Source organism: Pseudomonas acericola (SeqCode), from assembly GCF_053456465.1.
Genome location: NZ_JBRFJB010000003.1, coordinates 23,131 through 36,866, shown reverse-complemented (window position 1 = coordinate 36,866; position 13,736 = coordinate 23,131). Strand labels below are relative to the sequence as shown.

The following is a 13,736-nucleotide window of genomic DNA, read 5'->3' as shown; positions in this document are numbered from 1 at the left end:
ACAACGCGCCCCGCGCCTGCTGTCAATCGGCGTTTGCCAAGCGAGTCGTTTTTGCACCAGTTATCTACCTCCTCCAGCGCCCCCACGACGCTTACCCTGAGCACACAATGGCCGGCAGGAGAGCAATGGATGGCAAGCGTAACCCCCCCGTACTTTTTCGAAGAATTTCACCGCTTGATCCGCAGAAAAACACCCACCGAGCGTGAACGTTCCCTTGGCTTGACCCTCAAGGACCTGGACTGGCTCAACACGCTCTACTACGCCACCGATTCCGCCCGCCAGGATGAGACCTTGCGCGACCACCCGATGCTGGTGGAGAAGTTCATTCTGCGGCTCACGCCCAAGCTGTCCATGCCCCTGGCCGGGGCTTTCCTGATGAGCCCCAGCCCGGACGCAGACAAGGCGTTGCTCTACACCCCCTACGGCGGAATCGAGGTATTCGACAGCCGAGAAGCGGCGATCGACGAGTTAATACTTCGCCTTATAAATAGCCAGCAACGAATTGATCTACTTCATTTTTTGTCCATTAAACAACGTTTGAGCTTCACCCTTGAAACGCCGTTCTCCCTCAGAACGGCGATCATTGCGGGCGCCGTCTTCGAAGACCAGAAAACCACCATTGAGGCGGGTCAGGCGCTCAATATGCAGAGCATGCTGGAGGAGTTGCGCAGGACGCCCACCTTGACCTGGATGCTCGACACGCTGCTGTCGATCATGGCGCGCTCCTACTTTCCTGGCCTAGACCAGCGGGATACCCGGGTCAACACGTTCATCGACGCCGACACCGACGCCCCCAACGAGATGCCCCGCTGGATCGGCTCGACGCCCCTGCGTGAAGCGCTGTTGCAGTTCTATCTCAAGCAGGATTGGCCCGCCGGGCACACCCGCAGCTTTACCAACCCACGGCATATCACCCGTGACTTCACTGAGCCCGAACGCGCGGCCGACCTGCGGTATTGGGAAAGCCTGGTGGAACAGACGGCCGGTATCCTCTCCAGGTTGCTCAGCAGCCTGTTGCAGACTTGGTGGAACGAAGACATTGGCAATGACCAATCACGCCTTAGCCTGTTTGCCCAGGCCATGAGTGACAAGTTTCGCGCCGACCTGTTGTTCAAGCACCAAGGCGGCATCTTGTCGGCTGAGGAAAGCCACCGCCTGCTCGCCACCTTCCTCCCCGACCAGGCGGCCCGCAGCGCCTGGCACCTGCCGCTGCGTATCGACAAAGTGAGCATCCACGCGCCCTATCAACACTACGTGGAATTGGCCGCGACGTTGTTGATCAGTGACGAGCACGCGTACCTCTACACCCAATCGCGCGGGCTACAGGTGCTCAAGGACCTGGATGACCTCAATGTGACCTTACTGAGTATGCTCAAGGCCGCCGGGCATGAAGATGAACTGCTGAATTTTCTGTCCCTGGAAGAACGCAGCCGCTACATCGCCATGGAGTCGGTGCAGGTCAGCGGCCTGCCCGTGGTGGGCAACGTGTTTGGCGGGCTGGTGGAGGATATTGCAGCCAAACAACTGAGCAATATGGAGCACGCCCTCGGCCAGTTTCGCCGCAGCGACGGGGCGATAGACCTGGCTGCATTGCTCGATTGTGCGCTGGACCTGCGCCATATGCTCGACAGTCGCCTGCTGGGCCTCGATGCCAAAGGACGCTGGAGCCTGCATCCGATCAACACCGGCAACGGTCGCCCCTCCACGGTGCAGGCCGAGCGCGCCAAGCTGCAATTGCAGACGCTTTCCGCCGCACGCGCGGCGCTGGCCGTGCAGCGCAGCAACCATCCCACCTTGCGCCGGCTGGCCTTGCACGCCCTGAATGCCGAACTGCAAAAGCGCTTGCTGGACATCGACGCCAGCGATGTCTTTGCCAACACCTACGCGACCCAAGCCATGCAACGGGAAGAACGCCTACCGGTACAGTCGGTCAGCCTGCTCGAACACTTTATCGAGCGTCTGGCAAAGGTCGGCGGCCCGATGGGCGATACGCCAAACCGAGGCTTCTACAGCAGCCGACGGGCAGGCGCCGCCACACGCTGGAACACCCTGACCAGCAATAGTTTCAACAGCCTGGTAGAGGCGGCCCTGGTGCCGTTTGCCCACCACGATATCCGCGTATTCCCGCGCCAATTCCTGGAGAACTACCGCGCGCAATTGGGCGGCGCGTTATTGCAAGGCTTGCGCAGCGAGGCCGACCTGCGGCTGCTCAACAAAACCCTGCCGCCACGCCATCAAGCCATCCTCGACACGGTATTGCGCCCCGATAGCATGACCCGCATGCAACGCCATGGGTTGTTGGGCTTTTTGCCGGATGCGTATCGCTTGACGGTGACCCTCGGCGACGATCCCAAGCAACTGGACCTGGCCAATTGCTTTGTGCTGACGGAGCGCGGCGGCATCGACTCAAGCCATTCTGGCCAGGTGGTGCTCTGGACGCCGCAGACCGGTCATGAGCCTTTTGCCACGGTGCATGCCCTGCAAGAATCGGTGGCCCAGCGCCTGACGCAGGCCGACAAACGTCTGCCACTCCTGCAAAATTTACCCATCAGCCGCCGTCAGCCGCACCAGACCTACAAGCTCGGCCCGTTGCAACGCATCGACGAGCATTTTCTCGACGACCGCCAAGACAGCTACCTGGACAATTTGATCGACGACATCGACCACTGGCTCGCCGCCCCTCTCAGCCCCGGGCAGCTACAGGACTGCCTGGACCGCGAAATGCTCCGCGCCCCGCCGTCCAACCTCGACCGCGCCGAAGCCATCGCGCAGGCAATGATTCACCAGCAAGCGCTGCCGGTGTGGCTGGGCATGGCGGCGCCCCAGGAACAGCAGGTGCACGCCGAGCTCGTGGAGCAATACCGCCTCAGCACGCTGGACGAACGGGATTACCTGCACGGCCTGCCGGCATTGCGTGAGCATGTCGCCAGCAGCCTGCGCGGACTGCTCGAAGCACGGTTTCCGGGGCAGAACCTGGACCCTGACGATGTGCTCATCCCCGCGCGCCTGGTGCTCAACGGGCATATCCAGAGCCTGACGGACTTTGCCCTGCGCCACTTGCCCGACCTGCAAGCCGACAAGATCCGCCCCTACGCACGCGGCCTGACGCCGCTGCCGACCACACTTGACGGCTCGGCCGTGGTGCAATTGATACGCCAGCTGGACATCGCCAGCACCTACCGTACCTTGCTCACCACGCACCTCACCGCCGAATCCGAGGATACCCGCGAGCGCCGCGCGCTGTTTTGCCGGCAACTGCCCTGGCAACTGTTGCGCCACGCCCACGAAGAGAAACTCGAAGAGCGCCTGAGTGCCACCGCGTGGGGGTTTATCCAGCAAGTCATTGATATGCCGGATGCCGTGGCGCGCGAACAGGTCAGCGGCGCCACGGCAATGATCCGCCCCCTGGCGTTAGTCGCGACGCCCGGCGCCCAGGCGGCCGAGGTGCTTGGCCTGTACCTGATCGGCCCGCAAGCCGGGGCTTCCGGCCCGCTGGTGCTCTACGCACCCTACAGCCCTTTGCGCGTGTTCCAGGAATACGCGCGCGAAGAGGACCTGGTGGACGAAATCAACCGCCCCGGGGCGTTGCAAGACTGGGTCATCCGCCAGTTGGATGCGCGCCATCAGGCCACCTACAACAACCTGCTGCGCCCGCCCCGCCGCCAAGGGGCGACGGATATCGGCCTGGCTGCCAACCCGGTCAGGGGCAATATCCTGCCGCGCCTGTTCCGCGACAATACTGCGCAACTGCTCAAAATGCTCGGCTGCCAATTCGACAAAGACGGTCAGGACGAGTGGGACGGCATCACCAGCCTGCTGCACAAAGGCGTGCCGATCGCCTTGCACTTTATCGCGGGCAAGCTCAAATACCCGTTGGTGGTGTGGCGCAGCTTCAAGCTGTTTCAGGCCTCGGCCGAGGCGCAGCAGCAGCAACGCTTCGGCGAAGGGTTGCAATTGTTCATCCGGGGCGTGGCGACGCTGGCCTCGTTGCGCAAGGAACTCGATGGCTTGCTTGAGCCTGGCCCGGCCGCCACCGCAAGCACCACGACCGATGTGCCGGGGCCAGCCACCACCATCGCGACCCTGGATGTGACCGACCCCCTGCGCACCCGGATGCGCCGCTTTGAAGACTTGACGGTTGCCCTCGTGGACCTGCAGGCAAGCCCGTTGACCCATGTCTACGGCGACGTCCCGCGTAATCGCAACTATGTGCCGGTGGCCGGCCGGGTGTATCCGGTCGAGCGAGCAGGCGAATACTGGCGTGTGAGCCTTGGCACAGAGTTGGGGCCTTACGTCGCACGCAACGCACAAGGCCAATGGGTATTGGACCTGTCTGAACGTGAACCGCGCTTCGGCCCGGCGCTCTCCCGTTACAAGGGCCGGTCCATCACCCGCCGGACCGAGCGCAGCTCGATCAATATTGAAGCCCAGGGGATGCCCGCCATTCGTGCATTGAACCCGGACAACGCGCTGTGCATCGACCGGGCGCTCAACGTCGCGCTTTATTACACCTTTATATGCTCACGCAACCTGACGTTGTTTGCACAGCAACGTGATCTCAACTCGAAAACCGGCCGGTTCCTGAGCGAAATGTTCGGCGTGCTTAACTTCAATCCCGAGCAGGTCGAAAAACTGAAAGGCCGGGTCAAGGAAATCCTCGATGGCCTGACCCAGCAAAACCTGCTCCGGCTAGACTCGGACCGCTTTGTCACCGGTACCGCACGCTGGTATGCCGAGCAAACGTTCGCGTTTGTCATCCCTGAAGACCGAGCACAAAAAATCTATTTGCTGGACCTCTTCTTCAATACACACATGGGCACCTACCAGGGGCATCTCAACGCGCCGTTCGATATCGATGACCATGCACGCGCGGCAACGCTCATCCATGAAATGAGTCACTTGGTGTCGAACACCGAAGACATCGCCTACATGGACGCCATGCGGCCCTTTCTGGACCTGATCAATCGCGGCACCGTGGAAGGCCTGCGCAAGTACACCGCCCTGTCCAACCTGCAAAGCACCGCATTGTCGGTGCTGACCCCGGCGACCATGTTGTTCAAGACGTGGGATGACTTGTCACAGCGCTGGGAGGACATCGGCCTGACCGGGTCGTCCAAAGTGCGTGCCCGGGTGTTGCACCTCACCGGCGCAAGGACACTGGACGATGCCCGCCAGATTTTCATGAGCGATGCGGACCGGCGGATGGACATCATCTTGGCCAACGCCGATTCGGTGACCTATCTGATCACGCATATGGGCAGGGAATTGGACCCGGGGGCCTGAAGCGGCCCCCGAGGGTGTATCAGTCTTTCTGGTCACGCAGGATGTTGCCCGAGGCGCCGTCGATGCGCGCCTCATATACCGTGCCATCGGCCTTGCGGCCTTTGACTTCCCAATACCCGTTGTCATCGGCCTCGGCGGCGTACACCTCGATGTAGCCGGCCTTGGTCTTGGCCACTTCAATAGCCTTTTCAATGGTAATCCAGCCTGCGCCCGGCTTATCGGCCAAGGCAGTGCCAGCCCCCAACAGCGCGGAGGTTGCAAACAGGGCGACTAAGGTTTTCTTCAGCATTTTCGTACTCCATTGTGGGAACGTCCTAAAGGCTTAGGTGCGCGCAAACGAGAATAAGTTCCAATTGGCGTGCAATCACCATGATGGCAGTTCTCGGCACCTACCTCGGGAGGTTAGAATGCGGGAAATCAGGACGTTTAAATGACAGAAAAGTCTCTTTCAGAAGCCGAATATGACGCCATCACCGACGCCGCCGCGCATTGGTGCATGCGTCTGCACGCGCACGACTGCACGCCCGCCGAGCGCCAGGCTTTTGAACAGTGGCACGACGCCCACCCGCTGCACGCCTTTGAATACGCGGCCATGCTGGAGATCTGGGATGTCGCCGACCACCTGCCACGCAACGAACCCGCGTCGGTAGTCGTACCCTTCAAACCCCGCCACCGCCTGCGCAAACTCGCCGTGGCGGCAGCCGTCTGCCTGGCGGCGCTGCCGTTGGCGGCATTCACCGGCTGGGAAGCGGGCCTGTTGCCCAATGCCTATGAACGATTCGACGCATCCAGTGGTTTGCGCCAGATCACGCTGGGCGATGGCAGCCAGGTGGAACTGAACCTGGGCACCGAGTTGGTCTACAGCAACTACAAGGACCAGCGGCGCGTGACGCTGAAAAAAGGCGAGGCATTTTTCAAGGTCAGCCATGACAGCACCCATCCGTTTATCGTGCATGCCGGCGACGGCCAGGTACGGGTGACGGGCACGCAGTTCAACGTCTGGAAGTACGAAGACCAGGTCCGCGTGATGCTGCTCGAAGGCTCGGTACAGATCGCCAGCGACCAGGTGCACGGCAGCGTGCCGCTGACGCCGGGGATGCAGGCCAGTTACCGCCTGGGGGATGCAACTCCCCAAGTCAACGCGTTCAACCCCAACGACACGGCCCTGGCCTGGCGCCAGGGCAAGCTGGTACTCGACAACCTGGCGTTGGCCGACGCGCTGCCTTTGATCAACCGCTACCTGAAAAAAGCGGTGATGCTGGCCGATGCCAATACCGGCACGATCCGCATCGGTGGTATCTACAACATCAATGAGGTCAACAACCTCGTCCCCTCGCTGCCCAAGGTTTTGCCGGTGTACCTGACGCAAAACCAGGATGGCAATCCTGTGCTCAATTCGATCCCGCGTAAAACGCCGAAAGGCTGATCCCCGGCTGGCAGGCCCGAGCATTCTCGCGCCTGCGCTGTCCATTTTTTTAACACGCCTCTGCTCTGAATCGCCCGAACGGTACGGATTCATCGTTTTGTCATGGGCGGTGTTTCAGCGGTGATACAGCTGGGTGAAGCGTTTGCGCTATGGCCGGGTATGCGCAGGTGAATGGGGTGTTGTCTCGCCAGCGTTACAACGCCCTCACCATCCCACCATGAACAAACGTCAACTGGTTGAATAACAACAATAATTAAAAAGCGGCACGGCTTCTGCTCTATCCCTTACAGCGCTGTTTAGGGTCAGCGCGAAGAATAAGGAATGCCGCCGTGATCACACTCACTCAAGGTTCGATGAACGTACTGCTGATCAGCTGTGTACTCAGCGTTGGCATCAGTGCTCCGACCCTGGCAGGCGACGGCATTATCGTGACAGGTCGTAATGTGCAAGGGCACATGGCCGGTCGCGCTTCGTTCGGTCCTGACCCATATCCCCAAACCGCCAACGTCAATCCCAGTCGCGAAATCCATGACGCCCTTTCCGGCGAACTGAGCGACCGCGATTTCGGCAACGTCAGCAGCGGCTTGAGCATCACCCGCTCCCTGCAGCCCAACGGCAATCTCTCCGGCTTGAGTGCCACGCAAAACAGTATGTCCACGCTCGGCGCTGGCGCAGCTGCCAGCCGCAGTGGCGCTAGCAGCGGCGGCATGGGGGGGCAGATCAGCGACTCGATCCAGCGTGGCTTGGCGCCGCTGAACAACCTTGGCGGCATGCTGGGGGGCAAACAATGAAACGTTCCCTGCTTCTCCTCGCCCTGCTGGGCAGCGCCTCGGCGATGGCCGACAACACTGCCGTGATGAACAACAGCGGCAAAGCCTACAGCGGCAACGTGATGATCAATCAGTCGGCGGGCAACCAGCAGCAAACCGCCAACAACCGCGCCGTTGCGCTCGGTGGCCAGGCCACCACGCTCAATATCCAGAATATGGACGGCAAGGTCGACCCCTCTCTGAACGCCAAGGCCGCGATCGAGGGCAGCTCCTTTACCAATGGCAACGGCATGTTGGGTATCAACCAGTCAGCCGGGGCCAATAACCAATTAGTCAATGCCGTGCGGATCAGCGTCAACGCTGGCCCGCAAAGCATCGACGACAGCGTCCTGTTGCAACAGAACACGACGACGCTGGCAACCGACTCAGGGCTCACCCCCACCACTGGCAGCCGCCAGGTCGTGACAAGCGACCAGGCCTTCACAGGCAGCCGAGGAGTGATTCAGGTGAACCAGAGTGCAGGGGTGGGGAACCGAGTGGCTAACACCCTGGGCATCACTATCAAGTAACAGCTTGGTAGCACTAGTTAGACCGTACCAACACTTAACCAACTAATTAGAAGCAAGGAGAAACACCATGAAACCTCAAATGGCTCTGAAACCAATGGTTTTCGCTCTCGCCGCACTCATGGCTGCCGCTGCTCAAGCAGGTGGTGGCTGGCACCCTGCGCCTCAACCCACCGGTGTGGTTGCCTCTGTGGTGACCGACGTGCAAAACAGCGGCGGCAACAAATTCGATGACACCAACACCGAAAACAATGCCTCTGCCGACAACTCGGTAAACGGCAACAACGGTAACACCGGGGTTAACGTGCAATCCGGCACTGGCAACCAAGCAGACAACTCTGCCGCCATCTCCAGCGCCAAAGGTGACTTTGCAACTGTGTTCGCCGTGGTCGACGTGAATCAAAACAGCGGCCTGAACAACTTCATCAACAAAGGCACCCAAAACAACGCATCGCTGGATAACTCCCTCAACGGCAACTCCGGCAACCTGGGTTACAACGGTCAGGCCGGTCAAGGCAACCAGGGTAAAAACAACCTGGCAATCACCACCGCTGACGGCAAAAACATCGCAGCGGCCGCCAACACCGAGCAAAACTCGCTTGGCAACAGCTACCTCAGCGCCGCCGCTTCTGGGAATAGCCACTATGGCAAACCTCAGTATGTGTCGAACAACTCCAGCCTCGACAACTCGGTTAACCGCAACTCCGGCAACGTAGGTGTGAACCTGCAATCCGGTGCCGGCAACCAAGGCAGCAACAGCCTGTCTGTAGGCCAAGGTTGCAGCGTTTGCCAAAGCGGCGTTCGCTTCTGATGCAACAAGGGGCCTTGGCAACAAGGCCCTTTTTATTCCAGTGTCCAACAGGTCATTCGATCATGCGCCTCGCGACCCTCACCCTCTTGATGCTGCTCACCGGCCCAACCTGGGCAGGCACCATGGCGATCTCTGCCATGCCTGGCGGTGCAGTCATCTACAAGAAGGTCGAGAGCATCCGTGAACGCAAGTTCGCCAACCTGGTGGAACAGAAAACCGATTTCAGCTGCGGTGCTGCGGCACTCGCCACCATCCTGCGCCAGGGCTATTGGCTCGACGTAGACGAAGAACACGTGATCAAAGGCATGCTGGTCAACGCCGACCAGGACCTGGTGCGTACCCAGGGCTTTTCCATGCTGGACATGAAGCGCTACCTCGAAAGCATCAACATGCGTGCCCGGGGCTACAAGATCGGGCCAGACACTCTGGCGACCTTGAAGATCCCTGTGGTGGTGCTGTTGGAGATTCGTGGCTACAAGCACTTCGTGGTGCTGCAGCGTTCCGACAAGGACTGGGTGTATATCGGCGACCCGGTGCTGGGCCATAAACGCTACTCACACGATGATTTCGTCAAAGGTTGGAATGGCATCGTCTTCGCCGTCTTGGGCGAAGGTTACGACAAGACCAATGCCCTCCTCGACCCGCCCCTGCCGTTGACCGCCAAGAACCAGTTGAATGAGTTCCGGCCCATAGGCGATGCCGAGCTGATGGATTTCGGTTTCATCCAAAGCGACTTCTTCTAAGAAGCGCAATAAGGGGCAGGACGCTCCAGGAGCAAAAGATGAACACTTACCGTTGGCTGACGGTCATGTGCCTGGCAGCCTCAATGCCCGCTTATGCTTCATCGGCGTTCACACCGATTGAACTCAAGGATTCGGAAATGGCCGAGCTACGCGGCCGTTACGTGATGCCAGGACGAATCATCAGTTTTGGCATCGTCATGAGCAGCACCTTCAAAAATGCCGCCGGCGACGTCATCACCGGCACCGCAAACATGCAGATCGACTCCTCCACTGTCACCCCGCAATTTTATGTACACACCTACGGCTCTTCGGGGTCGGGAACCGGCCAAGGCACGGGTGCCGGCACGGTAACCGGGGGCGCTGGCTTGGGCAGTGGCCAGGGCGTGACACAAAGCGTACGCGCCGCCGGCGATGGCAACACGGCTTACAACAATGTCGGTATCAGCGTGACTGAAAACGGCTTCGCGCCCGCCAATGTCGTGCAATCCGGTGAGGTACTCCTGGCGGGCGGCGTGGTCAGGGGCACCAGTGCGGCGGGTGATATCGCCGTTTCGGCGAAAAACGGCGGCCTGCAAATGGCGATTCAAGCCAAGAACAACCAAGGCAACAGCCTCCAACAGATCGGTGGCGGTAACGTAGGCCAAGCCATAGCCCTGACCGGCAACGCCAACTTCGTCAACAACATGACCCAACTCAACGTGGTGATGGGCAATAACGGACTGAACAACCCAGCGTTGAACTGCAATCTGGATCAACTCAAAGGCCTACGCACTCTCGGTTATTGAACTACGCTGACCCTCGACACTTTCGCATTAGAAAAGGACGGCTTATTTCATGCATCGATCGTTATCGCTACGTGCGGTGGTCTGTTTAAGTACGCTCTTGCCCGCATCCATGTTGTATGCCGCGCCAGACGCCGATATCGAGACCCTCAAACAGGAACTTCTGGAACTCAAGCAGCGGTACGAAGTGCAACAAAAGGCCCTGGCTGTGTTGGAGCAGCGGGTTCGCCAGGTTGAGGATCAGCCGGCAACACCCGCGCCGAAACGCCTGGCGAAATCCCCGGCGGACTTTCAAAAGGCCAACGGCACCACCGTTGCGGGTACCGGCGCGGCCGCGGCTTCAGGCGGCGCTGGCGGCGGCGGCAGTTCCTATGGCCAAGCCCTCAAGGACGATTCGGCCCCCGCGCAAAGTGTGAGCAACCTTTATAACGAGGCCAGCGGCTTTTTCGGCAACGGCAACTTCAGTTTTGAAACGGGCATCACCTACGCGCGATATGACGCTCGTCAATTGACCCTCAACGGGTTCCTGGCGCTGGACTCGATCTTCCTCGGCAATATCAACCTGGACCGTATCAAGTCCGACAACTGGACCCTGGACCTGACCGGACGCTACAACGTCGATAACCGTTGGCAGTTCGACGTCAACGTGCCGGTGGTGTACCGCGAATCGACCTATCAATCCGGCGGCGCCAATGGCGGTAGCGGCACCTCGACCTCCGAAGAGTCCGTCAGTCGCGATCCGACCATTGGCGATGTCAACTTTGGCGTGTCCTACAAGTTCCTCGACGAAACCCCTTCCCTGCCGGATGCGGTGGTGTCGGTGCGGGTCAAGGCGCCAACGGGCAAAGAGCCTTTCGGGATCAAGCTGGTCCAGTCAGCGAGCAATACCAACCTCTACGTACCCGAGAACTTGCCTACGGGTAACGGCGTCTGGTCGATTACACCGGGCATCTCGCTGGTGAAGACCTTCGACCCCGCCGTGCTGTTCGGTTCGCTGTCATACACCCACAACTTTGAAGGGTCGTTTGACGACATCAGCAGTGACGTCAACCAGAAAGTCGGCGGCAAGGTTGCCCTTGGCGACAGCTTCCAACTTGGCGTCGGTGTTGCCTTCGCGCTGAACGAGAAGATGAGTATGTCGTTCTCGGTCTCCGACCTGATTCAACGCAAGAGCAAGCTCAAGCCGGACGGCGGCGACTGGCAGTCCGTGGTCTCCAGCGATGCCAACGCGGGCTACTTCAACGTGGGCATGACCATCGCGGCCACGCCTAACCTGACCATCGTGCCCAACCTGGCCATCGGCATGACCGACGACGCACCGGACTTCACCTTCAGCCTGAAATTCCCCTACTACTTCTGATCGCCACACAAGGAAAAGCCCCGCAACGATAAGGGTCGTTGCGGGGCTTTTCGGTTTACCCGCCCTAGCGGATCTGGTGTTTGTGCAGCAACCGGTAGAACGTCGGCCGGGACACTCCCAGCACACGGGCGGCAACGCTCAGGTTGTCGCTGTGTCGGTTGAGCACATCGCACAGCGCCTGGCGTTCGGCGCGGTGCTTGTAATCCTCCAGTGTAGCCATCGGTGAAACAATTGCCTGTTCGCTTTGCAATCCCAGATCAACGGCTTCGATCTGCCGCCCTTCGGCCAGTACCAGGCCACGGCGCACGCGGTTGGCAAGTTCACGGACATTGCCTGGCCACGGGTGTTTGCCCATCGCTACGAGCGCGCTTTCGCTGAAACTGCGCGGACGGCGCCCGGTTTCCTGGCTGTAGAAACGCGAGAAGTGGTTGGCCAGCATGGCGACGTCGCCGTGACGCTCGCGCAGGGGTGCGGTGATGACTTGCAGGACATTGAGCCGGTAATACAGGTCTTCGCGAAAGGTGCCCTTCTCAACCGCCGCTTCGAGGTCGACGTGGGTCGCCGCCAACACCCGCACGTCCACGGGAATCGGCTGGCTACCGCCGACGCGCTCGATCTGTTTTTCCTGGAGGAAGCGCAGCAGGTTGGCTTGCAGCTCCATGGGCAGGTCGCCGATTTCATCGAGAAACAGGGTGCCACCATGGGCCGCTTCGATACGTCCGACCTTGCGCTGATGTGCACCCGTGAAGGCGCCCTTTTCATGGCCGAACAATTCCGACTGGATCAGGTGTTCCGGGATCGCCCCGCAGTTGATCGCAACAAACGGCTTGGCATGGCGTTGGGATTGGCGATGCAGGGTCTTGGCCACCAGTTCTTTACCGGTGCCGCTGTCGCCACGAATCAGTACCGGGGATTCCGTCGGGGCCAGCTTGGACAATAGTTTGCGCAGTTCGCGGATGGGCCGGCTGTCCCCCAGCAATTCATGCTCGGGCCCGTCCACCGGGGTATTGGCCTGGCCGCGCAAGCGCGCCATGCCGAACGCGCGGCCCAGGGTGACCTGCACCCGGGACACGTCGAACGGCAAGGTGTGGAAGTCGAAGAACCATTCGCAGACAAAATCACCGACGTTTTGCAGACGCAAGACGTCTTGGCTGAGCACGGCGATCCATTCAGTGCCGCTGCGGCCAATCAGTTCCTTGACGGCCTCGGGGCGCTCCAGGTGATAAGGCTGCAAACGCAACAGGCCAACATCGCACGACCTATCCCCGACGGCTTCCAGCGCACAGCTGTCCACCTCCCAGCCGGCCGTGCGTAGACCCGGCAGCAACCCGTGACAGTCGTCACAGGGGTCAACCACCAGCAAGCGGCGCTGCACAGGTGTAACAACCATGACTATTCCTTGGCGTCAAAATTGTTAAATTTATTTAGAAACAACGGTTTGTGATGCCTGATCGTTACAGTAGCAAGGTATTGACGCGTTTCTTGTACCGTTTCGCTATAAGTGTTGGCAAAAAGCCACTTCCTTGCGTCGCGGATTAAAAAGTTACTGCGCCGGGAAACTTTCATTCAGCTTTCAAAACAGCCGCTTAGATGACGCCAATCAGGAAAGTTTGATTTTTCTTGCTCTAACATGTGACCCGTACCCCGTCATCGTGCATCAGTACAAGTAACTCACCGTACGGCCCGCCCAACCGACGGTACTCACTTGATTGGGCAATTAGAGAGAAGACCCACATGAACGCCCCGCTCCGCATCAACGAAGCTCTTTTGATCGCAGACCGTGCCTTCCAGCCCTTTCAATGCGTGGCCTGGCATGACGGCAATGGCGCCCTCAGCCTGAGCGTCATCGACCGTACAAACACGCGCATCGGCAGCAAACAGTTGCCCTCCAGCGCCTATACCGACCCGGCCCAACTGGAAGACGTGCTATTACAGGCCCGTGCCGAACTCGATAAAGGCGGTTATCAGTTGCAGTCATGGGCAATGCCCAAGTAA

The 13,736-nt window shown here is 59.9% G+C and carries 11 protein-coding genes; 9 read left to right on the top strand and 2 right to left on the bottom strand.

Annotation, left to right across the window (positions count from 1 at the left end):
* The first annotated feature begins 129 nt into the window (after positions 1-129).
* On the top strand, positions 130-5,283 hold the full coding sequence (locus ACU688_RS12165; protein ID WP_448184891.1) for a dermonecrotic toxin domain-containing protein: 5,154 nt from the start codon (positions 130-132) through the stop codon (positions 5,281-5,283).
* A 19-nt stretch (positions 5,284-5,302) separates the two neighbouring features.
* On the opposite strand, the gene ACU688_RS12160 is transcribed toward ACU688_RS12165, so the two are convergent.
* Positions 5,303-5,572, bottom strand: a complete 270-nt coding sequence (locus tag ACU688_RS12160; protein WP_448184890.1) for a PepSY domain-containing protein — start codon at positions 5,570-5,572, stop codon at positions 5,303-5,305.
* A gap of 141 nt (positions 5,573-5,713) precedes the next feature.
* Between ACU688_RS12160 and ACU688_RS12155 the strand changes: the two genes are divergently transcribed.
* The 7 genes from ACU688_RS12155 to fapF all read left to right on the top strand — a co-directional run bounded on the left by ACU688_RS12155 (position 5,714) and on the right by fapF (position 11,741).
* The gene (locus tag ACU688_RS12155) at positions 5,714-6,709 is read left to right on the top strand and encodes a FecR family protein (protein ID WP_448184889.1); all 996 of its coding nucleotides are present in this window, start codon (positions 5,714-5,716) and stop codon (positions 6,707-6,709) included.
* Positions 6,710-7,038: 329 nt separating this feature from the next.
* Entirely contained in the window at positions 7,039-7,500 is a 462-nt protein-coding gene (gene fapA / locus ACU688_RS12150) for a fibril amyloid chaperone protein FapA (RefSeq protein ID WP_448184888.1), read from the top strand.
* Entirely contained in the window at positions 7,497-8,048 is a 552-nt protein-coding gene (gene fapB / locus ACU688_RS12145) for a fibril amyloid subunit FapB (protein WP_448184887.1), read from the top strand. The genes fapA and fapB overlap by 4 nt, the downstream gene beginning before the upstream one ends.
* Positions 8,049-8,115: 67 nt before the next feature.
* Complete coding sequence (gene fapC, locus ACU688_RS12140; RefSeq protein ID WP_448184886.1) at positions 8,116-8,856, top strand: amyloid-like fimbrin subunit FapC; 741 nt, start codon at positions 8,116-8,118, stop codon at positions 8,854-8,856.
* A gap of 62 nt (positions 8,857-8,918) precedes the next feature.
* On the top strand, positions 8,919-9,599 hold the full coding sequence (fapD, locus tag ACU688_RS12135) for a fibril amyloid maturation endopeptidase FapD (protein WP_448184885.1): 681 nt from the start codon (positions 8,919-8,921) through the stop codon (positions 9,597-9,599).
* A gap of 38 nt (positions 9,600-9,637) precedes the next feature.
* Entirely contained in the window at positions 9,638-10,384 is a 747-nt protein-coding gene (gene fapE / locus ACU688_RS12130) for a fibril amyloid subunit FapE (RefSeq protein WP_448184884.1), read from the top strand.
* Positions 10,385-10,433: 49 nt separating this feature from the next.
* A complete protein-coding gene (gene fapF, locus ACU688_RS12125) occupies positions 10,434-11,741 on the top strand; it encodes a fibril amyloid transporter FapF (protein ID WP_448184883.1) in 1,308 nt (435 codons plus the stop codon).
* A gap of 64 nt (positions 11,742-11,805) precedes the next feature.
* Here the strand turns inward: fapF and ACU688_RS12120 are convergent, their stop codons facing one another.
* On the bottom strand, positions 11,806-13,131 hold the full coding sequence (locus ACU688_RS12120; protein WP_448184882.1) for a sigma-54 dependent transcriptional regulator: 1,326 nt from the start codon (positions 13,129-13,131) through the stop codon (positions 11,806-11,808).
* A gap of 344 nt (positions 13,132-13,475) precedes the next feature.
* Between ACU688_RS12120 and ACU688_RS12115 the strand changes: the two genes are divergently transcribed.
* Positions 13,476-13,736 carry a hypothetical protein gene (locus tag ACU688_RS12115; protein ID WP_448184881.1) on the top strand — a complete coding sequence of 87 codons (261 nt, stop codon included), beginning with the start codon at positions 13,476-13,478 and terminating at the stop codon, positions 13,734-13,736.